Source organism: Undibacterium sp. Di24W (assembly GCF_049340325.1).
In the GTDB taxonomy this organism is placed as follows: domain Bacteria; phylum Pseudomonadota; class Gammaproteobacteria; order Burkholderiales; family Burkholderiaceae_D; genus Undibacterium.
In genome coordinates this window covers 275,122-298,148 of record NZ_JBMPOP010000002.1, presented here as the reverse complement: position 1 = coordinate 298,148, position 23,027 = coordinate 275,122, and the positions used below count along the sequence as shown (strand labels likewise).

Below are 23,027 nucleotides of genomic sequence, written 5' to 3'. Positions count from 1 at the left end.
AAGCCCTAAGACCTTATACTGGCTTTTCAATTTCATTCGGTGTCCACGCATGAATAGGTAACTCAAGCGTAAACACTGTACCTTGACCGATTGCGCTGTCGACTTTGATTTGGCCGCCTAACAAAGATGTCACAATATTGTAGGTGACATTCAAACCGAGTCCAGAGCCGCCGTGTCCCAATTTCGTGGTGAAGAAAGGTTCAAAAATTCTGCCTATATGCGCTTGGGGTATCCCTTTGCCGTTATCTTCAAAACAGATTTGTACTTTGTCTCCCAACTCAGCGGCGCTGATGCGCATGAGGCCATTTTTTGTGCCATCAAAGCCATGCAACAAAGCGTTCTGTAAAAGGTTGATCAAAACCTGACCATAGGGACCCGGGTAGCTGTGCATTTCTATATGGGGTGGAATATCGATGATGAGCTGATGATCGGCATGTCGCACCTGATTCATCATGGTAGCGACTATCTCTTGCGTGGTTTTGTACAAGTTAAATGGGCGCGCCTGGGCACTGGCCTGATCCACAGCGACTTGCTTAAAGCTACTGACTAAGTTGGCACTGGTTTCTAAGCTGCGCATCAGTAGTACGCAAGCCTCGTGGCAACGATCGGTGAATTGTTTGAAGTCAGAGCGCTTGACAGAGCCGGAACCGATTTTTTCCGTAATTTTTTCTAACTGATCTTCAATTGAACTGGCAATTAACAAGCTATTACCCAGTGGCGTATTTAATTCATGCGCAACACCTGCTACCAGTGCGCCCAAGGCGGCTAGTTTCTCACGTTCTACCAACTGATTTTGTGCGATCTGTAACTGTTGATAGGCATCGGCATTGTCAAGTGCTATACCCACATACGAGGCCAGCGTGCGCAATACATCAAGATCGGTCACTTGATATGCGTTCTTCTTATAGCTATGAACGCTGATCACGCCACGAACTTGGTGATTGACGATAATAGGTACATACAGTAACGACTGCGGCGCAATCGCCACGGTACCGTCTTCTAGTAAGCCAAGGCTCTCTACGCTATTGGTTAGTTCCAGATGCGAAATATAGCGTTGATATTCCTGCTCCAGATCATTAATAAAGACTTCTTTTTTGTTCTCTATACACCACACGGGCAACTGATCTTTCTCACTTAAGTCACGGCTGTAGCGATCGTAGCGTTTGCCTGCCTCCATGACATAAGGAAAGTCAATAATCCCTTGCTCTGGCAAATAAAAGCCTACACCAAACACGCTGGCGTCCATCAGATTATTCACGTTACGGTACAGCATTTGCATGATGGTTTCTTCGTCCAGCTTGGCAGTAATTTCTTTGCCAATTTCACTCAATAAAGAAATGTTTTTGTGAGCGTGCTCGATCGACTCCTTTTGTTTTTCTAATGAAGCTTTTTGGTCCTGTAATTCTTTCGTACGGTTTTCTACTTCATTTTTCAGAGCAAATTTTTGTTGCATGAATTGGCGTACACGATACATATACATGGCATACGCCAAGCCCAATACCAAGACGCTGACCAGTAATCTGAACCATAGGGTTTTCCAGACCGGCGGTGTAATTCGTATTTTGAGTGTGGCACCTTCTTCATTCCAAACAGCATTTTTGTTGCTAGCCTTCACCCGAAAAATATAATCACCCGGATCGAGGTTGGTATAAGTCGCAAACCGTTTTTTTGCATCCGTTTCTACCCATTTATCTTCGAAGCCTTCGAGCCGATAAGCGTAGCGATTTGCCATAGGATCAGCAAAGTGAATAGCAGCAAACTCGATGGTGAAAACAGTATCGCGATAACTGAGCTGCACTTCTTGTGTATCTTGAATAGGGCCTTGCAGGCGTGGCTTACCCTGCACCGATAACTGAGAAATACTCTGATTGGAAATTAAAAAATCGGTAATTAACACACGCGGTGGAATAAGGTTGTCACGGATATCCTCGGGTTTGAAGCGAGTCAATCCAGTCCAGCCACCAAAATTCATCGTTCCGTCTTCCGACATCAGTACCGAGCCAACTAGAAAGGAGCCTTGTATCATGCCGTCTTTGGCGCTGTAATTTTTGAATTTCCCGGTAGCCATGTTCAACTTGGAGATTCCAATAGAACTACTGATCCATATGTCGCCGTTCTTGTCTTCTAAAATTCCACCTACGGAGTCTCCCGAACCATCGCTTTGGGTGGGATAAAACTGAAACTGTATACTGCCGTCCGCCATCTCTACCATGCGATTAAGGCCGCCCGCTGTGCCAACCCACAGCCTGCTCATACTGTCTTCGAATAGAGCATTAACCCGATTGTGGCTCAGACTGTCTTTATCCTTATCGTTGTGGCGGAAATGAATGAAAGTTTCGGTCTTGCGATCAAAGAGGTCTAATCCATTCATGGTACCTACCCAGAGCCGTTTTTCATCGTCTTCATACAGGCTTAATGCCCAGTTATTGCTAAGGCTGCCATCATCTTTCGGATCGTGATGAAAACTAGTGAAGCTTTTTTCTGTAGGGAATTTTCGATGTAGGCCTCCACGACTTGATGCCCACATCACACCTTCGTGGTCAAATAGTATCTTTTCCAAATATTTCTCATTGGCGTCATTCCCAATGGGAACCTCAGTAAAGCTATTTAGCGCTGGCTGAAACAGGCTCAGGCCGGCGCGTGTCGCAATCCACAGGCGGCCGTCTTTCTCTGGCCACAGGCTAACGATTTGATCGTCCACCAAGCTATTCTTATTCTTAGGATCTTTTTTCCAAACCTCGACCCGACGGTTGCTTAAATTCATCCTTAACAGACCACCAGCATAGGTACCTAACCATAAATGATTTTGACCGGCATTGGCGATGGCGCGTATTCGGTTATCGCTATTACCGCTGGCATCGTCTTGTAGCTGCACAAAACGCGTAAAACCACCACTTGCCAGATCAACTTTGCTCAAACCTGCAGAACGAGCGCCCACCCACAGAACCCCCGTCTGGTCTTGATAGATTTTGCTCACATGATTGTGAAGCAGGCTATTGGGATCGAGCGGTCTGTGTCGGAACCATTCATAGCTTTGGGTCTTTTCTACATGGCGCACCAGTCCGCTATTTAAGCTGCCTATCCATAGATGGTTATCCTTATCAATAAACAGGCTTTGTATACGTGCTGAATCTAAACCTTGTTCCTCGCCGATTGCTACCGAGTGGTAGGGTGTTTGCCGCAAATCGATTTTGGATAAACCGGCATCAGTCGCTACCCATAGTCTTTGTTGTGAATCCATAGCCAGCGCTACCACGCTGTTTTGTGCTGCTGCTGCGCGATTTTCGGAAACAAACTTTAGATGTTCAAACTTTCCTCGTTTTACATTCAGTTTGCTTAAACCTAGCGCGGTTCCTACCCACAGGTTTTTATCTTGATCGAGGACGAGATCGTTAACCAGATCATCAGGCAAGCTATCGGCTGAAGTGGGATCGTGACGATAATCGGTAAATCCCTGTGTTTGAATATCGAAATGCATCAGGCCGTAATCCGTTGCTAGCCATAAACCTTGAGCACCATCATCGCTTATCGCATTAATCCTATAGTTACCGCTGGCGCTACCATTTTTATCTTTGCGTAAAAAATTACTGAAGTTATTTTTCTGACGATTGTAGCGGCTAAGTCCTGATTGCGTGCCTATCCATAGGGTGCCATCCGAGTGAGTAAACAAGGCAGAAACGTAGTTATCACGGATGGACTCGGGATCGCGTGGATCATTGCGGTAGACGGTCGTGCGATAGCCATCGTATTTGACCAAGCCAAACTGGGTACCAAACCACATAAACCCTTGTTTATCTTGTATCACCGTGGTCATGGATTGCTGCACAAAACCTTGGTCGTATCCCACATGATCGAAACGCAAATTGCCTAACTTGACCTCGGGTGTATTGGCAGCATACACATCTGACACCGTTAAATTCAGGAAACTCAGCGACGCTACGAAGCCAATAAAAGCAAACAATCCATATTGAACAAGTTGTAGCAGCCCGATTGCCTGGCAGGACCGGCGAGTGCTGAAAGGGGAAGAAATTGACTTAATCACAGAACCAGCTCATCAGTTAAGTGAGGAGGCGTAAATGGCAGAAGCTGCATGTCCACGAGATCTCCACAAAGTGATTGAAGTTGTACTGAAACTGAAGCGACGTTGGCGACATTGCCAAGCATTACCGAGGTAGTAAGATCAGATATATCAAGGTTTTTGCTATCTTAGAGCACATTTGTATGATGCGCATCAGCAATTTTCACTTAGTGGTTTTTTAGGAGAATAAGCAAAGAACGTCTGTACCGCGAGAGTGCAGACGTTCTTAAAATTCTTATACTTTGTTATAAGTCAATTGGCTTGGTTTTGCCGATCTGATACCAATCTACCTTACGTGTCACCAACATAATTGCAGCCAAAACACTAAACAGTAAGAGGCTGCCCATCACTAGCGCATTGTTTTCTGATTGCAGCAGACCGAACAAGACACCGTACAGCAAGCTCAAGGCGGCGCCAAAGCCAAATCCGCGTTTCCAACTTCTGAGTGCGTAACTCAGATAAAAGCCGATGAGACCAATACATGCAAGGCTGGCAATCGCATACGCGGTGATAAAGCGCATGTGCTCGGATAGGCTGACCAGTAATAAGAAGAACAAAACCAGCGCCAGACCGACCAGGGCATATTGAACAGGATGGATGGGTAATTGCTTCAAAATCTCAAATAAGAAGAACGCAGCAAAAGTCAAAGCCACAAACAACACGCCGTATTTAATAGCTCTATCCGATTGGGAGTAAATATTCACTGGTTCAATAAATGCCACACCAAAACTGTCGATCTGACCAACTGGCGGCGCGGCAGCTTCAACTGCACCCGCTTGATTCGCTGGCGCTCTGTTTTGGCAGCATTCGGTATTTAATAATTGTTGTTGCGCATTGCTCGATAAAGAGGAAATATTCCAGGTCGCTGTAAAGCCGTTCGCATCAATCTTACGTTCTTTCGGAGATGGTAAAAAACGTCCAAAAAATTGAGGATGCTGCCATTTCGACGTCACGGTCACGATATTGTTTTTAGCAATCGGAATAAACGCCAGTTGCTCGATACCATCAATCGACAATTTCAAACTAAATTCGACTGCTTTACTTTGCTTTAAGTCCATCGCAGCCAATGGCGCATGTAAGCCGCGTTTAAAAAACTCCAGCTTACTATCCTGTTGAAATTCATAGGCCGCGCCATCCCATTTAATTTTAGGGACATTTTTTAAGCCCCGCGTATCGCTCAAACCCAAGCTGATAAATGGCTGTCCGATCTTCAACTGCGAACCTGCTTTGTCACGCACCAACGCCTCTAGTGTAGGCAGATCAAAATTGCCGCTCAAAGTATGTTGTCCGCTGTATACCAAGACTTTATGAATGCCCCGATAGCGTTGATCGTTATCGACGTTCGAGAAAATTTGCAGATCATTCGGAAACACAAATAAACGTTTATTTAAAACCCGTTGCCGTATCACACTAAGTTTAGTGGTGGTATTGACGATCTCTTCTTCCTCGTAATGCTCGCTATAAGGAATAATCAAAACCGGTCCCAATAGAGTCTGTTCACCGACCGAATCCGCCGCTATGCTACGCACCGCCTCATCCCGAAATCGCATACGCGAGCTGATCGTCCCTTCAATCATCATCAAGGGAATCGCAATCAAGAGCATCAAAATGCCGATGGTGAGAGATTTTAGAAATAAAGATTTTTGCATGTCTTGCTCCGTGAAATGAGGAGTCAACACTATAAAAAAATCTTGTGTGCGGAGAATGAAGTGGAGATTCGCTTTTGTGTGTTGGGTGTGAAGTTTTGTTTGCCGGTTCGTTGGTAGTTTGTCGGAGCGATCTGTTTTGTAGGTGCGATTAGCGTCAGCGTAATCGCACGGTATTTAGATTTGGCATGTGGTGGCGAGTATGCGAGATTAAAGAGATTCTTTCTCAGCTTGATCGCTTGTTTTCTGTGATTCGTGTACGCTCACATGCGTGCGAATACGCTGACGCTAATCGCACCTACCATAAGGTTTATTGCTAGAGTGCGCGCGGCGTTCTCTACAGATGATTGTATTCACAATTTTTGCTCACCCCAATGGCAATCTAAGACAAGCACAAACACCACCAGAACTCTGATTTTCCAAATGAATCTCACCGCCGTGCAAAGCCGCCACTTCACGCACAAAAGGTAAACCCAATCCTGTGCTTTTTGCAGCATCTGGGCGCGCTAGTGAATAGAATCGTTCAAAGATTTTGTCTATGGCATAGTCAGGGATGCCTGTGCCTTGGTCACTTATTTTGATTTCTAAGTTGGCTTTTTCTGAATTACTATTTACAGTTATATTGATTGTGCTGGACTTCGAAGAAAAGGCAATCGCGTTGTCGAGTAAATTCCCTAGCGCCTGACGTAGTAAGAGTTGATCGCCATGAATCGTGTACGGGTCGGTGTTGAGATTTAATCGAATCTGTTTACCTTGAATTTTTTCAGCGTAGTCTAGTGCTACCTGCTCTAATAATTCATTCAGTGCGATGTCTTGTGTACCACTCAAACTTTGCTGTTTCTCGACTTTGATCAGAGCCAATAGTTTGTCGATCAATTGTTTCTGTCGCGCGTTTTGCTCGATAATATTGGCTAAGAAGCGGTTGCGTTCGGCAGCGGCTAAATCTTCGCGTAATAATTCAGCAGAACCTTGTATCGCCGCGATGGGACTTTTTAATTCGTGCGCTAAGGTGTGCATCAAGGTTTCTACGTATTCTTTGCCTTCTAACTTGTAACGCATGCTTTCTAATGCTTGTCCCAGTTCGCCGATTTCATTATTGCCTAAATCTGGCAGACTAACTTTTTCATCGCGTGTCACGGCTTTGGCGTAGTGCTGCAGGCGTTGCAATGAACGATTTAACCACCAGGAAAAACTGATACCGATGATCAGTGAGGCCAACAGTAGCCAAAAACCGCGTTGCAGGATTTTCTTTTGGCTGCGTTCGATAAAGGGACGTATCGTGGAGGTTGCTTTGGCTACGGTTAATACGCCTATGATTTTGCGTATTTTGCCGTCGTTATTATTGTCGAGTATCGGGGCTGCTACGTGCATCACCGAGCTTTCTTCATTCAGCGGCTCAGTGCGCGTGATACGTGCACCGTATTGCCCGCGCAAGGTCAGATACACATCGTTCCAGCGCGAATAGTCTTTACCGACATCGCGTAGCTCAGAGTCAAAAATCACGATACCTTTGGCATCTGTGATATAGATACGATAATCGAGGCTGGCTTTGCGGACACCGCTGATTTTGACATCGACGCTGCGCTGCGCATAATTTTGCATACGTGTCACCAAAGTAGCATGCGACAGATCACCCTGTTTCACGTCTTCAGCAACTAGTTGCGCTAAGAGCTGAGCGGTATCGACTAGCGTATCTTCTAAAGTCGCACGTACACCCGGTTTGACTTCGGCGACAAACACGTTGAGAACAAACCAGGCTGCTAGCCCTAAGATTAGGAAGTAACCGAGTAGTATGCGCAGGCCGATTTTCATGAGGCGTCAGAGTTTAATTAAGCTTGAGCAATGCTATAACCCATGCCGCGGTGGGTCTGAATTGGCTCGTCATTCTCATTGATGGCTTTGAGCTTTGCACGCAGAGATTTGATATGCGTGTCGACAGTTCGGTCCATGGTGTTGATGGAATTCGACCAGACTAAATCCATCAATTGCGCACGAGAGAAAAGCCGCCCTGGTCTTTCTAGCAAGGTCTTGAGTAGTAAAAATTCGTAGCGAGTCAAATTTAGCAGATGGCCGAAATACAGAATACGCGCCTCTTCAGCACGTAATTCAAAACGCTCGACATCGATATCAGCGGCAATGATATTGGCGGGCGCGATTTGACGACGTAAGACGGCACGGATACGCGCTACCAATTCACGTGGTGAAAAAGGCTTAGTGACGTAATCATCCGCGCCAATTTCTAAACCAACAATGCGATCAATTTCATCACTACGTGCCGTCAAAAAAATCACGGGTGTATTGCAAAATTGACGCAAGCGGCGGCATACTTCAAAACCGTTCAGATCAGGTAAACCTACATCTAGAACAATTAAAGCAATCTCTTTAGCTGTGCCAGCTTGCAAGAGATCCAGCGCCGCCTGTCCTAAGGTGACGTGCTTAGGCGTAAAGCCATCGGTCGCTAGTGCGTAGCTTAAATTGTCAGCGATGGCGACTTCGTCTTCAACGATGAGTATGGTTTGTGACATAGGCGATGTGGGTCATGACTGGTTGGGGAAATGTGGGCATGGTAGCAGATGCCTAGATTTCTGAATATTTTGATATACCGCAGTCGTCAAATAATGGTTATGATGATTAATTAAGAGATTCATAACCCTAAAGGCGACTTATGCCGCAAACAGTCAGAGTGGCGATAGGTGAAGACGTCCCACCATTGAAGTGGCCGGCTTGCTGTCCCGAGTGTGGCACAACCAAGATGTTGGAAAAAATGACGACTCGTTTAGGTCGGGTGAACTCAGTGCGTCCGAATCTTGGCGGTGGTTTGACGATGAAAAGCGAGATCCTGTATCTGACTTATTTTATTTGTCCAGATCATGCCGCCGAGACGCGTTGGGCGAATCGCTTGTTAGAAAAAAGTCCGGTGATGTACATGTTGCGCTTTATTTCTTATGTGGGAGCGATATTCGCATTCGCCCTATTGCTTGGACCTCGTCCACTTTCAAGCTTCCCTGAATTGGGCGCTTTGCTAGCTTTGCCCGTGTTAGGCATAGTTGGTGTAAGCAGTCTGATCTGGGCGCATCTGGCAACCAGTTTGTGGCCGATACGCTTCGACCCCGATCAAGACGTGATCATCATCCGTTTTCGTCAGGCACCCTATGCCACCAAATTTCGTGTCATGAATCTGGAAGCCACCAGCAGCGCGAATACTGAGGAGCTACCATGGTTTAAGCGAAAACTGCTGTGGCAGCTAGTTCTCATGGCGCTGCTGACAGCGGCGATGATTTACTACTTTGAGTCCTAAATTTTTTAGGTTTTATTTTCCCAACATCGCGGCATAAGCCAGCTTTTTAAACTCAAATGAATAAGGATGCCAAAACGCCATTTGGCGTTGTGTCATCAATAAGCCCGCCATATTGTGGCGCGGTGAGATCCACCAATGCGTGCCCGCGATGCCTCCCCATTCAAATTCACCCTCTGCATCGGCAGGATCATTTTCGCCCGGACGTAAAGTCACTGCGCCACCGAGACCAAAGCCTTTGCCCGGTACATCGCCGACGCCGGGAAAAGCGATGCCCCAGCCTGCGGGCAAGTGATTTTGCATCATCAGTTGTATGGATTCGGGTTTTAAAACAGCGCGACCGCCGGGCAAAAAACTGCGCATTAAGGCCAGCATATCGTGCATGCTCGATACCAGACCGCCACCACCCGAGAAGCGTGGAATCGGTTTTAAGAAAGCCTCTGGGTAGGGAGATTTTTCTAAACGTTTGAGATCGCGGTTTAATACATTCATAGGATCGCTGCCCGCGTAGTACGCGCTTAGACGATCATGCTTATGTGGCGGCACCCAAAAGCTGGTGTCATTCATACCTAAGGGCGACAAGATGTGGGCGTGCAGATAGACATCAAAATTATCGCCACTGACGACTTCTACCAAGCGTGACAAAACATCGGTGGCGATTGAGTATTCCCATTGCGTACCAGGGTGAAAGCTCAGCGGTAAATCTTCCAATACGTTGATCAATTCGGACAAGGGTTCAAACGCATTCAAAACTTTGCGCTCGACATAGGCTTTATAGATAGTGCTGCCATGATCCAGCAGGCCATAACTAAGGCCTGAGGTATGCGTCAGCAATTGGCGTACGGTGATCGCTGAGCGAGCTGCTTCGGTCTGGCTGATGTCCGTTGCGCCGGGAAGTAAGACCTGGCGTGTGCCTAGCTGTGGCAAGTAAACTTCAACCGGATCATCGAGTTTCAATTGACTGCTTTCAACCAACTGCATGATCGCCATCGAAGTCAGGAGTTTGGTATTTGAAAATACGCGAAAGAGATGATCGTGACGCAGCGGAATTTGATTTTCGATATCCGCCCAGCCGGCAGCCTGAAAATGCACCAGATCTTGTCCGTGCAAAACGGCAGAAGAGACGCCAGACAGAATTTTTCTATCAACATAGCTTTGCATCGCAGGTGCGATAGCACTGAAGTCATAGTGGCTGGGTGTAATGATCATGGGCAGATTCGGTGAAAAGCGTCGCAGGACAGGGAGAAAGCTGGTATTTTAGCCGCTATTCTAGCCAACCTAGCACCCAGCACCAAACCAAGATGACAAATTGGAATCAGACACAGGCCTTAGATTTTTTGCGCGAGCTATTTGCCGTTGCTGTCGCAGCAGTTGATCCGCATCATTGCCTGCCACCACATTTACCTGATTTTCCTGTCAGTGGACGCTGCATCGTGGTCGGCGCTGGCAAAGCGGCGGCGTCTATGGCGCAGGCTTTGGAACAACATTGGAGCAGGCAGCAGCAAGCCGATTTTAGGCGATTAAGTGGCATGGTCATCGTCCCTTATGGCTATGCGCTCCTATGCCAGCACATTCAGGTAAGCGAAGCCGCTCATCCTATTCCCGATCAAGCCGGCTATCAGGCTGCACAGGATTTGCTCGCATCCGTACAAAATCTCAGTGCCAGCGATACCGTGATTTGCTTGCTATCGGGAGGCGGCTCATCTTTGATGAGCTTACCTGCGCCCGGTATCAGTCTGGTAGAGAAGCAAGATATCAATCGCGCGCTGTTACGCAGCGGTGCTCGTATTCATGAAATCAATTGTGTACGCAAACATTTGTCCGCCATTAAAGGCGGACGACTAGCCCTAGCCTGCACACCCGCGCGCGTATTGACCTACATCATTTCCGATGTGGCAGGCGACGACCCCAGCATCATCGCCAGTGGCCCGACCTTAGCCGACGCTAGTACCTGCGCTGATGCATTAGAGATTTTGCAGCGATACGCGATTCCCGCCTCGCCAGCGGTACTCACGCATTTGCAGCAGCCCGCATCCGAAACACCAAAATCACATCAAATCGACTCCACCCATTCACAAGTTCACATCATCGCCAATGCACAAGCCGCCTTACAAGCGGCAGCCGATTGGGCACAATCGCAAGGTGTTCAGGTACAAGTTTTGTCAGACAGGCTAGAAGGCGAAGCCCGCGATCTGGGGCAGGCTCATGCACAGCTTGCAACTGAGCTAGCAACTGAGCTAGCAACTGAGCTAGCAATTGCGGCTGGGGATGGGCAAACACCACGTTTATTGCTCTCAGGCGGAGAAACCACCGTGACTATGCGCGGTAATGGTCGAGGCGGGCGCAATACGGAATATCTGTTGAGCTTGTGCCAAAACTTAAACGGTCATCCCAACATTTACGCGCTGGCAGCCGACACCGATGGACGCGACGGCAGCGAACAAAATGCCGGTGCATGGGGTACACCTGACAGCCTACAACAAGCTGCTCAATTATCAATACTAGCTAGTGATTGCTTGGCAAATAATGATGCATATACCTTCTTTGCCGCGCTGGATGCTCTATTGGTGACGGGACCCACTTACAATAATGTGAATGATTTTCGGGCTGTTTTGGTTTTGTGATTCAGAGACAAATCCGGTGAATTTGCGTGCCTGTTGATTATCAAATTCGTAGGGTGGGCACGGATTTATCGTGCCCACGCGTTTAGGTTGGTTAAGGTTAGACTGAATAAGTAATTAGGTTTTTTTCGCGAATATATCAACAAATCCGCGTGGGCACAAAAAAGTGCCCACCCTACATAACTTCATGGTTGTTCTGGAGGCATCATCTCGAAAGCAAAATTTTGTTAAAACTCGTGGTTATTTGTTTTTCGAGTATTGCGCGGCTGCTCAGGCTCGACCAGAATTAAAAGATGACAATCATAATACCTGTAACGCGGGCGCTAAAATACCTACGGCCGTTAATCGCTTCGATACTGTTATCCTCGTTGGTTCAAACGCCCGTCCAGGCTGCTCCCTACACAGATGCGCCTTGTGGCAGTCTTAGTCTTGCTTACTATGAATTTGGCGCATTGTTTTATCGCACTCAGGATGCTGTCTATGCCGGTATTGATAAAGATGTGGTCGAGGAGCTTGAACGGCGCAGTACTTGTCACTTCAGAACTAGCATAGAATCGCGCGTCAGAATTTGGTCGCAACTCAGCAATAACACGCTCGATATGTCGGTCTCTGGTATTGCAACACCAGAGCGTAAAAAATTCGCTCAATTTATTCCGTATTTCTCGACTCGAAATTATGTCTTAGTGCACAAAGACACGCCAATGGCAGCGCAAACCATGGAGGGTTTCTTGGCTAACCCAGCTTTGCAAGTGGCCGTTGTCAAAAGTTTTCAACATGGTCCAGTCTACGATGCATGGCTGGACAAACTGAGGGCGCAAAGACGACTACATGAAGCAGCAGATTTTGCCACGGTGATGCATCTTTTCTCCATCAACAGAGTCCATGCCGTGTTGGCACTCCCTACGGCCTTTCAACCCCTGCTGCAACAAAAACAGTTGGTTGATACCACTTTGGTTTTAGACTGGTCACCCTCTGACCGTATCGTGCATAATTTGATCGTCTCGAAGGAGCGAGTAAACCAAGCGCAGTTTGAGCATCTTGAAAAAGCCATGCGTTCTATGCGTGAAGATGGCAGCCTACACAAAATCTTTAGACGGCATATCGGTGATAGTTTGGCGAAGGAAATCACCTACACCGATCGCAAGTTTTAGCTAAGTTTTACCTCGACCAGTCTCAACTTGAAGGCACAAAAGGCGTGCCCAGAATAAATGGCTGATGCTGCATTGAAGGTAAGTGCGTGCAGACCAATAAATCTTCGTGAAGCGCCAATTTTCGCGTCATTTTTGAATGATGGTGTGGCGTTGCACCGGACAAGCTTAACGCTTGATCGTTGGATCCCAATGTTCCGCAATTTTTCCGTTTTCTATGCGGAACATGTCAAACCAAGTAGTCGTGTAGGTCTTCGATGTATCCTTCGGGTCTTTCGCCTGACTTACAAAGGCCAACACTACCATGTCTCCCTCAGCAACTATCGACACAAGTGGCGCTTTGACTTTTACCTCAATAGATTTCGGCTGTGAGAATTGCTTGAAGAAATCGACGAAACCTGCTCTGCCTGTGGGTACATTGGGATTGTGTTGGATGTATCCCTCAGTCAAGTACTTCTCAGCGAGGTTGAGATGGCCACCTTCAAAGACTTCACGCCAGAAGTCGTAAACGAGTCGCTTGTTCGCAGCTGCCTTTGGATTTGAACTGAACAGGAGTTCGTCATGATTTGGGTTCGGTGCGACTGCGACTTGAGCTTGCGCCGCAATTGGCGCAATTGCTAGTGTCAGAGACAGGAAGATGGTAACAGCGGATTTCATGGTAGGACGCTCCATAGCAGAAGTTTGCGACGAATAAGCTTGAGTTTAAAGGCGTATGCGCCGATCAGTAAGTTTTCTAAAGACACTTAGTTGCGCGTCATTTTAGAATGATCAGTTAAGCGTCTTTTACAACATTAAAATCGCGCCTTATGTTCACGCCAAGTGTGAAACATTAGTTCCTGTAACTCTGGCTCCGATTGATTTAGCACACAGTTTGCGACGCTAAGATGAATATTTTCATATGCATCATCATCCATTAAGTGAAGCAAGCACCCCAATACGCGATGCTGAATCTCGTTAATTCGTCGCAATTGGCTCGGGTTTTCTAAATCATCGCTTCCCGCAACATAACTATTACGCCCTGCAATTGTAATGCCATGCGCAAGCCTAGCGAGAAACAGTATCTTGGCATCTTTACTCAAGGACCGAAACCAATTAGCTTCTATTTCAATACCGGGCATAATTTTGACGCTTAACGCAATGGTGAACGGATGGCGCCCACAAATTTATAAAACACTGAGCCGCATCGCGGCCAGCCCGATCTACCATTTTGTTAGGTCGCATCAACTCCTCCACCCTTTCCCGCTCGATTCGCGGCATCCGGCTTGCTGCTCGCCCCCATCATCTTTACCAAGATCCGGAGGGTCCAAAGTTCGAACATGATCGTGATGGGATAAACGATCGCGGAGCGGCCCACTCCCACATCGCCAAACGCCCCGTACGGAGCGAACTTGTTCCACAGGAGATAAATGCCTCCCCACATGGCAGCATGCAAAACGAGTGTCCGGAGATCCCCCCAGGCTCTACGACGAAAGCTCGCAATGGCAGCCGGAATTGCGAAGAACACAAGGGCCGGCAGCAAAAGAGCGGTGACCATCAGGGACAGAAACTCGAGCATTGTGCGACCTAACGCAACGGTGAACGGATGGCCGCCCACAAATTGATAAAATACTGCGCCGCATCGCGGCCAGTCCGATCGACCATCCTGTTAGGCCACATACGAGACATCTTCGAGACCTACGTAAAATTCTTGGCCTGCGGTAGTAACGATAAGTGTTGCCAACAACTTCCCTGCATCTTGATCGAGCGGCAGAAAACATTCCACCGACCCGAAGAGATTCGAACTATTTGGCTGCTTAAAATACCCCACAAGTATCTGTGCTTCATTAACTAGACTGACGACCGCTGATCGCCCTTCACCAACAAGGCAAGAATCAACGTCAGTAGCAACTGCTTCAATTAGCGGTCTATCAAACGCTAGTGCGTAACTAAAGCGTTCTGCAATCAGACTGTAGTCGCGATCCTTGATCATTCGCACGAGTTCCGCACCAATATTGACTAGCGGTGTTTGATATGTCTGATCGTACGTGATTCTCATGAACAGCCTAACGCCTATTTAATTTGACAAAAATGCATATTAACTTGGCTCGTAAGAAAAGACAATTTGTTTCAAGTCTCTTGAAACCCGCATGAATCATAGATGGGATTGCTTAGGCTGTATTGAACTAGGTATAAATGAATCGACAAAAAGTGCAGCTTAGAGAATGTCGAATTTTCCAAGTTAATCTTCAAAAAAGGTGATTAAAAAGAGTGGGGAATTGCGAGTGGAGATATTTTCTTTTTCCATTTATGGAGGACGCAGATTTCAAGCTGATCCTGTCTAGAAAATTATTACTGGTAGTCTGTCAAATGCGAAATTCCTTTTTTTGACTGTAACCCATCCCCATCCCAACCTTCCCCTTGAAGGGGAAGGGGCTAAAAAGCCAGTTCACAGTACAAAATCTCAAACCTCAAACCTCAAACCTCAAACCAACGCTCTACCATCCACAAACACTTTCAACTCACCCGCTTGTAAAGCCGTCCATTGTTCGTTGGTGGTCAGCGGTTCGGTGACGATCACCGCGACTCGGTCTTGCGGTGTTGTGACCGCAGAGAAATCGACTGACATATCTTCATCCGATAAGGCGGCGGTATTGAAGGGGTGTTGTCGTTCTATGTAATGCAGTTTGGTTGAGCAATGCGCGAACAGGGCGCTGCCGTTGGAGAGCAGCATGTTGAAGGTGCCGTGGCTGGCGATTTCTGCGCAAATTTTGGTTAAGAATTGTTGGAGTGCGGCGTTGTCTGGTAGCGTGCGTCCGAATTGTTGACGCAGGCTTTGCATGAGGTAGCAAAACGCCAGTTCGCTGTCGGTGCTGCCTATGGGTAGATAGCTGCCATCGAGTTCGGGTGCAAAATTTTTCAAGTCGCCATTGTGAGCGAAGACCCAGTTGTAGCCCCAGGCTTCGCGTATGAAGGGGTGGCAGTTCTCTTGCGCGATTACGCCTTGGGTGGCTTTGCGTATGTGGGCAATGACGTTGGTGGATTTGACTGGATAGCGCTTAATTAAATCTGCCAACGGCGAATCCATCGCTGCCTGATGATCAACAAAATGTCGTACGCCTTTGCCCTCGAAAAACGCGATACCCCAGCCATCTTTATGCTCGTCGGTGCGCCCGCCACGCGTGGCAAAGCCCGTGAAGCTAAATACGATGTCAGTTGGGGTATTGCAATTCATTCCTAGTAGTTGGCACATGGCGACAGATATTTCTTAGAGCAAGATTAAGATGGTTTATCAGACATTAGATCCAAGATCAGGTCAGATAAGTGCTTACCTTAACATTGAAAATTCTAAACTTTAAATACTCAGTCGCGATTTGCTTATGCGTTTTTCGTGTAAGTCGAAGCCTAGAATGAAAAAAGCCAGCATATTGAATGCTGGCTCGATTTAAGCTTTGAATGTTCCCTCTCCCGCAGGCGGGAGAGGGTTAGGGTGAGGGTGTTTCAAATACCCCAACCCGACAATCAACGTGCTGCTGGTTCCGGTGCCATAGGCTTACGTGGGAATAATTCTTCACGGTTCGCTGTGTGTGCGACGAAGCTAGCCATGATCATGGCGGCTTGCATCATGTCACCTTTTTGGATTTTGTCGAACACATCGATATTCGTGTGATGGGTGCGGGTGAAGTAGTCCATAGGCTCTTGGATGAATTGGAAGCCAGGTATGCCGACCGCGTCAAAACTCACGTGATCGGTGCTACCTGTTTTCTTCATCGTGGATGTTTTTGCGCCGAGGTCGTGGAATGGTGCTAACCAAGCGTCAAAGATGGATTTTGCTGCTGCATTATTTTCTGCGTAGATACCACGGATTTTGCCGCCACCGTTATCCAGATTGAAGTAAGCAGAGATCTTGCCGTGCAAAGGTTTCAAAGCTAATGGGCCACTTGGACGACGCATGAAGCTCGGTAGATCTTTTTCTTTAGGATCAGTCGATTCTGGGCGTGCTGCGACGTTTTTGCTGATGAAATCACGGGAACCTAACAAGCCTTGCTCTTCACCGCCCCACAGTGCGATGCGGATGGTACGGCGTGGTTTGAAGCCGATGGCTTTCAACATACGCACGGCTTCCATAGCGACTGCAACACCTGCTGCATTGTCCGTCGCGCCTGTGCCTGCGTGCCATGAATCTAAGTGGCCACCGAGCATGACAATTTCATCTTTTTTGTCTGAGCCTGGGATTTCAGCAAAAACATTGATCGAGTTAGCAGGATCTTCGTCACCGAATTTCACTGCGACTTCGACTTCCACTTCCACTTCTTTTTTCTTCTCGATCAGACGGAACACACGATTGTAGTGCTCTGCTGTCATAACCAATGCAGCTGGGCCAGTTGGCTCGTCTTTTTTGTAGGAACCGCCGCCTTGTACAAAGATAGTACCGTCTTCACCGCGTGATGCGTTGACCGTCGCGATGACGCCTTCTTCGATCAGGTAAGGATTGATTTTTTTGGCGAAAGCAAGACGTTTTGCGATGTCGGCCATATCAACAGGTGGACGACCTGTGGCTGCGCCTAATTCCATGTTTTCTAATTCATGTAATTCGTCGTCGGTATAACGTTTTGCATCGGCTGTTGTGTGCAACTTGGTGACAGCAGCTGGGTCGCGTAACAAGATTACGCCTTTCAGCTTGCCTTTCCACTTTGCCAAATCTTCTTCTGTTTCTAATTTAGCGTAGACCACTTTGCCGCGTTTGACGCCATCAGTGCCTGGTGTCCATGCTTTGGGAATTGCGACCAATTCTAAAATGGACGGCGCCACCATGCGCATGGCGGATTTTTCTAATTCCCAGCTGCGACCAAACGGTGCGATGCTGACGGTTTGTGCATTTTGCAAACCCCAGCTGGTTAATTGTGACTTAGTCCAGTCGCCGGCTTTTCGTAAACCAGGTGCGCCAGTTAAGCGCGGTCCGATTTCGTCGGTCAGAACACCCAGGGTTTCCATGATTTTGGAACGGTTAGTTCCTTCGTCGCGGATTTTATTAACCAAAGCCAAATCGACTTTTTCGTCGGCAGCGATGGCCGGCAGTGTGGCGCTTGCTATTAGCGAGCAGACCAAGAGACTTATCAAACGCATCTTATTATTCCCTCTAGTAAAGTACGCGGCTAGCGCGTAGTGAGTAGTACTTATTTAATTATGGGTGCTGCTGAGATTATTCAGATGAACCGAAACGAATGCGATTCATTGAACCGGGTTGGATAAAGGATGGCTTGAATTGGTTCCCGAGTTTTTGTATCAAACTATATACAATGATGCTGCAGCGCGGAAAGGTGGCGTGGATTAAGGCTGTGAGGCAAGCTAATAAAAAAAGCCCCTGTCTCGCTAGACAGGGGCTTCAGATTCATAAAAAATACGAAGAATCAATATTTGAAATTGATGCCTAAGCGCACCGCACGTGGCGAACCAGGTGTGATGTTGTTATTGCTGTTGGCGGATGCATAGTATTTTTTATCAGCGAGATTCTCTACGTTTAACTGTAATTGAATATTCTTATCCCAAGCATAGTAGAGCGCTGCATCGACGCGGGTGAAGCCTGGCAATTCCACCGTATTGTCCGTGGATGGATAAATCGTACCGCGATAGACCAGACCTGCAGCGACACCCCACTGGCTGTTTAGGTCATAACGATTCCATAAGGAGGCGCTATGCGTCGGCACTTGTGCCAACGTTGCACCCGCTTTCACTGTGGCAGATTGCGCGCGAGTGATCTTCGCGTCTTGGTAGGCATAACCGCCCATGATGCTCCAAGCGTCATTGATTTTGCCGCTGACCGCCAGTTCTACGCCTTTCGTGCGTTGACCATCGACCAGAATAGTTTTGGTGGAATCGGTAGGATCGGCGATGGCGACATTACTACGATCCAATTGATAGACAGCAGCGCTCAAGCTCAAGTCACGCAGGACATCCCATTTGGCACCGAGTTCGAAATTCTTGAACTTTTCCGGATCAAAGGCCTTGTTGCTGGCAGTCAGTGAGGACAATTGATCGCCCGCACGTGGGGCGAATGCAAGACTATAACTGGCATACAAGGACATTTCTGTGACTGGCTTGTAGATCAAACCAGCGCGTGGTGAAATTGGCGTATCCGTATTGTCGATTTTTTCTCCAGTACGGTTATTGGTAAAGTCGATACCGAAGCTATCGCGACGCAGACCGATTATTGCTTGCCATTGCGCTGATAATTCGATTTGGTCTTGCACATAAATGCCTACGGTTTTTGCGACACCATGATTGTTGGCGTCTGTCGCGGATGGACGGAAGACGACATTATTGGTGAATGGATTGCTGAGCGGCACTGTGATACTAGTCGCATTGGCACCGACCGTTGGGAAGTAGCCCGTTTTACGTAAGTTATCCGTGGTTTGCTGACCCAATTCCAAACCCGCCAGAATCTTGTGTTTCACGCTACCACTTAAGATGTCAAATGTCAGGTCAGTTTGATTGAAGAAATTTTGACGTTGCGTCGCGTTGTTGTAGGCGCTCAAAGCTACGCTGGTGCGGGCGGTGTTGACGGCGCCGGGATAAACATTTTGGTAGAACTTATCGTAGTCGGCATAACGGGTGCGGTTGCGTAAGGTATAGCCGTTGCCTAAATCGTGATCGATCAAAGCCGTGAAAGCATCGACGCGTGATGAAGTTGGACTTAGTGCGGCGTTACCAAAAAATACGCTGCTGTCTACATCCAGTGGCTTGCCTTGGTAGGATGGGATGCCACGGTCGGCGGTACGATCATCTTTGAAATGCTCGTAGCCAAGCACGATGCTGGTGTTTTGACCCGCGCGAATCGCGAACGTTGGGTTGATACCGCTGCGTTTGATATTGACGCCATTGCGGTAGCTGTCAGAGTTTTCCACCATGCCCGTCACGCGGAACGCCATGTTTTGATCAATCGCTTGACCCAGGTCAGCGGTGGCACGGCGGTTACTCCAGGAACCCAAAGTAATTGACGCTTCGCGCACCGGTGTCCATTGTGCTTGCTTGGTCACGCGGTTGATGATGCCGCCCGAACCGCCACGACCAAAGATCATGGCATTCGAACCTTTTAAAGCTTCGACGCTCTCGATATTGTAAAAATCGCGATAGTACTGCACGTCGTCGCGAATGCCATCAACGAAGAAATCACCGGTCGAGCTATTGCCACGAAATACTGCTGTGTCGCGATTACCTTCACCTTGCGCAGTAACGACGCCGGGCACATAACGAATCGCGTCAGCCATGCTCTGCATTGCCTGATCTTTGATCAATTCTTTAGTAACTACGGTAATTGACTGCGGCGTATCGCGGAGTAAAGTGTCTGTTTTGGTGGAGGTAGCGCTGATTTTGGTCGCGTACTTTTGTTCGGTCGCGCCGACGATTTGCACTTCTGGCAGCTTCGTTTCTTGGGGGGCGGTTGTGTTGGTATTTGTAGAGGCGTTTTGTGCCGCAGCAGGTAAGCTAACAAGTGCCAACAAGGCTGGCAATGTTGCCAAAACGAAGCGGGATGGTAAGTTTGTGAAGCGTTGCATAAATTTCTCGTGGAATGATAAAAAAACGGGATTCGTTTTATGGCCCATGGGCTGGGCTGCAGATCAGCCAACATTTCGCGCTGAAATGTTGGCTGACTTGAATGCTTGAGCGCAAAAAGCGAATCGATTAAGCGCAATTATAAATGCGAATCGTTATCATTCCTATTGAATTTTTAGGTGCAACTTGTTATTAATCAAGAGCTTGGGTGGGAACTTGATTGTTTTGGAAATAAAAAAGTTAAATAAAATTAAAAATTTGCTATGAATTAATGGCTTACGATAAGTGATTTTGACAAAACATGGCTTCACTTATATTGGCTTATGTCGACACCAGGGACCGTGGCAAACAGCATTCCAACGGTCTTGCGTTTATTTTAAGACCTGGACTGAACCGACATAATTTGCATACCCGTCCAGATCTGCCCGGGCGCTAACACTACAGGCTTCAATATCGTTGCCGCTTCTACGCACAGCATGCGCTGGTAGCCATTCGGTTCCAGATCGGCGAGCTGCGCGCCTTTCGCTGCGCCCGGATTCCATACCACGGCATCAGCGAAACCAGACTGACGTATTTGTAGCTGTTGATGCGGCTGTATGATAAGGATATCTGAAGCGACGTTGCCATAGATTCTGTCGGTCTCAGCCGTGATTTGCAATAATTCCTCTACTTGATGGCAATCCCTTTGACCATCCACCGTGTCGCGGTAATCCAAGCCGCCTAGTCCATGTATTACCGTTTGGGCGATATCATCGACTCGAAAATAGGTATGCAAAGCCGTGGTGAAGCTAAATTCGGTATCGCCATTATTTACTACTGAAAAATCGAGTTGCAGCGTCTCTTCCGCGACGGTCACCACTAATTCGGCACGAAACACATGCGGCCAAATCAGCAAGCGTGCGATATTTTCTTGCAATTCAAAGACCGCTTGCGCCGCGCCTTGTTCCAGAACGCCTGAACTTACTAAACGCCATTCAGCATTGCGTGCAAAACCATGCTTGGGTAAAGTGCCGTGATTAGAAAATTGCGGAAATACGATGGGTACGCCACCACGTATCGCTTTACCGGGTCCGAACTCTGAGGTTTTACTGAGAAACAGCTGTTCAGCGCCGCTGGCGGGTATCCATGAACACAGATGTGCGCCATGGGTGAGTAACTCGGCGCGGGCGCCATCTCTGGCCTGAAGTAAAACCTTATCCATGTAAGCACGACTTTCTGCTGAAACAGCGATGAATGATGGGAAAAGTGATGAAAGAAAGATGATAAAGCCTAGCATTTTATCGTTTCTCCACCCAAAATTTGACCATTGAGGCGGTGATTTTTGCATTCTGTCGCTCTTCATAGGCACAGGAAAATTCCTTGGCGTAGACTGCAGGTATGGAAATTTCAATCAATTCTTCATTTTTCGGGGGCGGATATGTTTAAACAATTAGCGATCGCATCGGCAGCATCAGCGGTATTAGTCGCACTCAGTGGCTGCGAAATCAGTATCAACGACGACAGTATCAAAGGCAGCGGCAAGATCATTACAGAAACTCGCACCGCAGGCAGTTTTGATTCCATCACGAATAATTCACCATTTGATGTCGAGTTAGTGGTGGATGGCAAAAACAGCGTGGTGGTCGAAGGTGACGACAATTTTGTAAAAGAAGTGGAAGCCGTAGTCGAAGGTAATACACTTGTGATACGCAATAAGCGCCGTGGTAGCTTCCATTTTTCATGGAAAAATTCACCAACTACCGTCAAAGTCAGCACGGCAAGTCTGGTGAAGGTCTTGAACAGCGGTAGTGGTGATATGCATTTGCGTCAATTGCATAACGAAAAATTAGACATCACTAATGAAGGACCGGGCGATATTGAGGCCTCCGGTACGGCGAACGAACTGCATTTCCATGCCAGTGGCAGCGGCGATGTGAATTTGCGCCAATTAAGCGCCAAGAAAGTCGACGTTGATATGAGTGGGCCTGGCGATGCAGAGTTAGGTGAAATTACACAAAGCCTGAATGCAAAACTGAGCGGCAGTGGCGACCTGAACGTCGCGAAATTACAAACTGAGCAAACGACATTGAGTATCTCCGGTCCAGGCGGCATTAGCTTGCGTGGCATGACTAAAAATATCGAAGCCGATATGTCTGGTTCTGGTGACTTGTCTGTCGATCAGGTTCAGGCAGACAAAACCACGATCACGATGTCCGGTCCCGGTGAAGCGACATTGGCAGGCGAAACTAAATTCTTGAAATTGCGTGTTAGCGGTTCCGGCAGCGTTGATGCATCGCGTTTAAAAATTGGTGATGCAGAAATCCGCAACTCAGGCCCAGGTGATTTGCAATTCAAATTATTGAGCGGTAACGTAAGTATTGATACCTCGGGTTCCGGTGATATTGAGGCAGATTTGTCGATGGCTGGTAATGTCGATATCACTTCTGATGGTCCAGGCAGCATTACTTTGCGCGGTAGCGGTAAGAAGTTAAGCGCTAATTTGAACGGTTCTGGCGACTTGCATGCGAAAGACCTGTTGTTGGAGTTAGCCTCGGTTAAGGTGAATGGTCCCGGCGAAGCCATCGTTAACGTAAAAGCGGCTGGTGCAGCATCGGCAGAACAAAGCTCGATCAGAAATGGATCACGCGTGGTCACAATAGATCGCAATGGTGTAGTGAACTAAAAAAATTCTTAAAAAAAACGCCAGGGCTAGAGAAATCTAGCCCTGGC

General features: G+C 47.6%; 17 protein-coding genes. 4 read left to right on the top strand and 13 right to left on the bottom strand.

Annotated elements, in window-relative coordinates; translation table 11 throughout:
* Positions 1-13 precede the first annotated feature (13 nt).
* The 4 genes from ACO0KZ_RS04820 to creB form a co-directional block, all read right to left on the bottom strand.
* A complete protein-coding gene (locus tag ACO0KZ_RS04820; RefSeq protein WP_422993299.1) occupies positions 14-3,961 on the bottom strand; it encodes a sensor histidine kinase in 3,948 nt (1,315 codons plus the stop codon).
* A 362-nt stretch (positions 3,962-4,323) separates the two neighbouring features.
* The gene (gene creD / locus ACO0KZ_RS04815) at positions 4,324-5,727 is read right to left on the bottom strand and encodes a cell envelope integrity protein CreD (protein ID WP_422993297.1); all 1,404 of its coding nucleotides are present in this window, start codon (positions 5,725-5,727) and stop codon (positions 4,324-4,326) included.
* A gap of 363 nt (positions 5,728-6,090) precedes the next feature.
* The gene (gene creC, locus ACO0KZ_RS04810; protein ID WP_422993295.1) at positions 6,091-7,536 is read right to left on the bottom strand and encodes a two-component system sensor histidine kinase CreC; all 1,446 of its coding nucleotides are present in this window, start codon (positions 7,534-7,536) and stop codon (positions 6,091-6,093) included.
* Between the two features lie 17 nt (positions 7,537-7,553).
* The gene (gene creB / locus ACO0KZ_RS04805; RefSeq protein ID WP_422993293.1) at positions 7,554-8,249 is read right to left on the bottom strand and encodes a two-component system response regulator CreB; all 696 of its coding nucleotides are present in this window, start codon (positions 8,247-8,249) and stop codon (positions 7,554-7,556) included.
* A 140-nt stretch (positions 8,250-8,389) separates the two neighbouring features.
* On the opposite strand from creB, the gene ACO0KZ_RS04800 reads away from it, so the two are divergent.
* Positions 8,390-9,022, top strand: a complete 633-nt coding sequence (locus tag ACO0KZ_RS04800) for a hypothetical protein (RefSeq protein ID WP_422993291.1) — start codon at positions 8,390-8,392, stop codon at positions 9,020-9,022.
* Between the two features lie 12 nt (positions 9,023-9,034).
* On the opposite strand, the gene ACO0KZ_RS04795 is transcribed toward ACO0KZ_RS04800, so the two are convergent.
* Positions 9,035-10,228, bottom strand: a complete 1,194-nt coding sequence (locus ACO0KZ_RS04795) for a serine hydrolase domain-containing protein (protein WP_422993289.1) — start codon at positions 10,226-10,228, stop codon at positions 9,035-9,037.
* Between the two features lie 92 nt (positions 10,229-10,320).
* On the opposite strand from ACO0KZ_RS04795, the gene ACO0KZ_RS04790 reads away from it, so the two are divergent.
* Both ACO0KZ_RS04790 and ACO0KZ_RS04785 read left to right on the top strand, forming a co-directional pair.
* Complete coding sequence (locus tag ACO0KZ_RS04790) at positions 10,321-11,643, top strand: glycerate kinase type-2 family protein (protein ID WP_422993287.1); 1,323 nt, start codon at positions 10,321-10,323, stop codon at positions 11,641-11,643.
* Positions 11,644-11,933: 290 nt separating this feature from the next.
* Complete coding sequence (locus ACO0KZ_RS04785) at positions 11,934-12,791, top strand: substrate-binding periplasmic protein (protein ID WP_422993285.1); 858 nt, start codon at positions 11,934-11,936, stop codon at positions 12,789-12,791.
* A 165-nt stretch (positions 12,792-12,956) separates the two neighbouring features.
* On the opposite strand, the gene ACO0KZ_RS04780 is transcribed toward ACO0KZ_RS04785, so the two are convergent.
* The 8 genes from ACO0KZ_RS04780 to ACO0KZ_RS04745 all read right to left on the bottom strand — a co-directional run bounded on the left by ACO0KZ_RS04780 (position 12,957) and on the right by ACO0KZ_RS04745 (position 21,594).
* The gene (locus tag ACO0KZ_RS04780; RefSeq protein WP_422993284.1) at positions 12,957-13,445 is read right to left on the bottom strand and encodes a nuclear transport factor 2 family protein; all 489 of its coding nucleotides are present in this window, start codon (positions 13,443-13,445) and stop codon (positions 12,957-12,959) included.
* 134 nt (positions 13,446-13,579) lie between these two features.
* Positions 13,580-13,906: a hypothetical protein gene (locus tag ACO0KZ_RS04775; protein ID WP_422993282.1), complete on the bottom strand. Its 327-nt coding sequence runs from the start codon at positions 13,904-13,906 to the stop codon at positions 13,580-13,582.
* Positions 13,907-13,998: 92 nt separating this feature from the next.
* Entirely contained in the window at positions 13,999-14,343 is a 345-nt protein-coding gene (locus ACO0KZ_RS04770; protein ID WP_422993280.1) for a hypothetical protein, read from the bottom strand.
* A 90-nt stretch (positions 14,344-14,433) separates the two neighbouring features.
* Positions 14,434-14,823: a hypothetical protein gene (locus ACO0KZ_RS04765; RefSeq protein ID WP_422993278.1), complete on the bottom strand. Its 390-nt coding sequence runs from the start codon at positions 14,821-14,823 to the stop codon at positions 14,434-14,436.
* Positions 14,824-15,249: 426 nt separating this feature from the next.
* On the bottom strand, positions 15,250-16,017 hold the full coding sequence (locus ACO0KZ_RS04760; protein WP_422993276.1) for a class II glutamine amidotransferase: 768 nt from the start codon (positions 16,015-16,017) through the stop codon (positions 15,250-15,252).
* A 269-nt stretch (positions 16,018-16,286) separates the two neighbouring features.
* Entirely contained in the window at positions 16,287-17,891 is a 1,605-nt protein-coding gene (locus ACO0KZ_RS04755; RefSeq protein WP_422993274.1) for a M20/M25/M40 family metallo-hydrolase, read from the bottom strand.
* A gap of 284 nt (positions 17,892-18,175) precedes the next feature.
* On the bottom strand, positions 18,176-20,320 hold the full coding sequence (locus ACO0KZ_RS04750; RefSeq protein WP_422993272.1) for a TonB-dependent receptor: 2,145 nt from the start codon (positions 20,318-20,320) through the stop codon (positions 18,176-18,178).
* Positions 20,321-20,694: 374 nt separating this feature from the next.
* Positions 20,695-21,594 carry a D-hexose-6-phosphate mutarotase gene (locus ACO0KZ_RS04745; protein WP_422993270.1) on the bottom strand — a complete coding sequence of 300 codons (900 nt, stop codon included), beginning with the start codon at positions 21,592-21,594 and terminating at the stop codon, positions 20,695-20,697.
* 141 nt (positions 21,595-21,735) lie between these two features.
* Between ACO0KZ_RS04745 and ACO0KZ_RS04740 the strand changes: the two genes are divergently transcribed.
* Complete coding sequence (locus tag ACO0KZ_RS04740) at positions 21,736-22,980, top strand: GIN domain-containing protein (protein ID WP_422993268.1); 1,245 nt, start codon at positions 21,736-21,738, stop codon at positions 22,978-22,980.
* Positions 22,981-23,027: the final 47 nt, after the last annotated feature.

Excerpts from the sequence above, each read along its gene's own strand:
- creD (WP_422993297.1), bottom strand. The coding sequence starts at position 5,727 with ATGCAAAAATCTTTATTTCTAAAATCTCTCACCATCGGCATTTTGATG.
- creC (WP_422993295.1), bottom strand. The coding sequence starts at position 7,536 with ATGAAAATCGGCCTGCGCATACTACTCGGTTACTTCCTAATCTTAGGG.
- creB (WP_422993293.1), bottom strand. The coding sequence starts at position 8,249 with ATGTCACAAACCATACTCATCGTTGAAGACGAAGTCGCCATCGCTGAC.
- ACO0KZ_RS04800 (WP_422993291.1), top strand. The coding sequence starts at position 8,390 with ATGCCGCAAACAGTCAGAGTGGCGATAGGTGAAGACGTCCCACCATTG.
- ACO0KZ_RS04795 (WP_422993289.1), bottom strand. The coding sequence starts at position 10,228 with ATGATCATTACACCCAGCCACTATGACTTCAGTGCTATCGCACCTGCG.
- ACO0KZ_RS04790 (WP_422993287.1), top strand. The coding sequence starts at position 10,321 with ATGACAAATTGGAATCAGACACAGGCCTTAGATTTTTTGCGCGAGCTA.
- ACO0KZ_RS04785 (WP_422993285.1), top strand. The coding sequence starts at position 11,934 with ATGACAATCATAATACCTGTAACGCGGGCGCTAAAATACCTACGGCCG.
- ACO0KZ_RS04780 (WP_422993284.1), bottom strand. The coding sequence starts at position 13,445 with ATGAAATCCGCTGTTACCATCTTCCTGTCTCTGACACTAGCAATTGCG.
- ACO0KZ_RS04775 (WP_422993282.1), bottom strand. The coding sequence starts at position 13,906 with ATGCCCGGTATTGAAATAGAAGCTAATTGGTTTCGGTCCTTGAGTAAA.
- ACO0KZ_RS04770 (WP_422993280.1), bottom strand. The coding sequence starts at position 14,343 with ATGCTCGAGTTTCTGTCCCTGATGGTCACCGCTCTTTTGCTGCCGGCC.
- ACO0KZ_RS04765 (WP_422993278.1), bottom strand. The coding sequence starts at position 14,823 with ATGAGAATCACGTACGATCAGACATATCAAACACCGCTAGTCAATATT.
- ACO0KZ_RS04760 (WP_422993276.1), bottom strand. The coding sequence starts at position 16,017 with ATGTGCCAACTACTAGGAATGAATTGCAATACCCCAACTGACATCGTA.
- ACO0KZ_RS04755 (WP_422993274.1), bottom strand. The coding sequence starts at position 17,891 with ATGCGTTTGATAAGTCTCTTGGTCTGCTCGCTAATAGCAAGCGCCACA.
- ACO0KZ_RS04750 (WP_422993272.1), bottom strand. The coding sequence starts at position 20,320 with ATGCAACGCTTCACAAACTTACCATCCCGCTTCGTTTTGGCAACATTG.
- ACO0KZ_RS04745 (WP_422993270.1), bottom strand. The coding sequence starts at position 21,594 with ATGCTAGGCTTTATCATCTTTCTTTCATCACTTTTCCCATCATTCATC.
- ACO0KZ_RS04740 (WP_422993268.1), top strand. The coding sequence starts at position 21,736 with ATGTTTAAACAATTAGCGATCGCATCGGCAGCATCAGCGGTATTAGTC.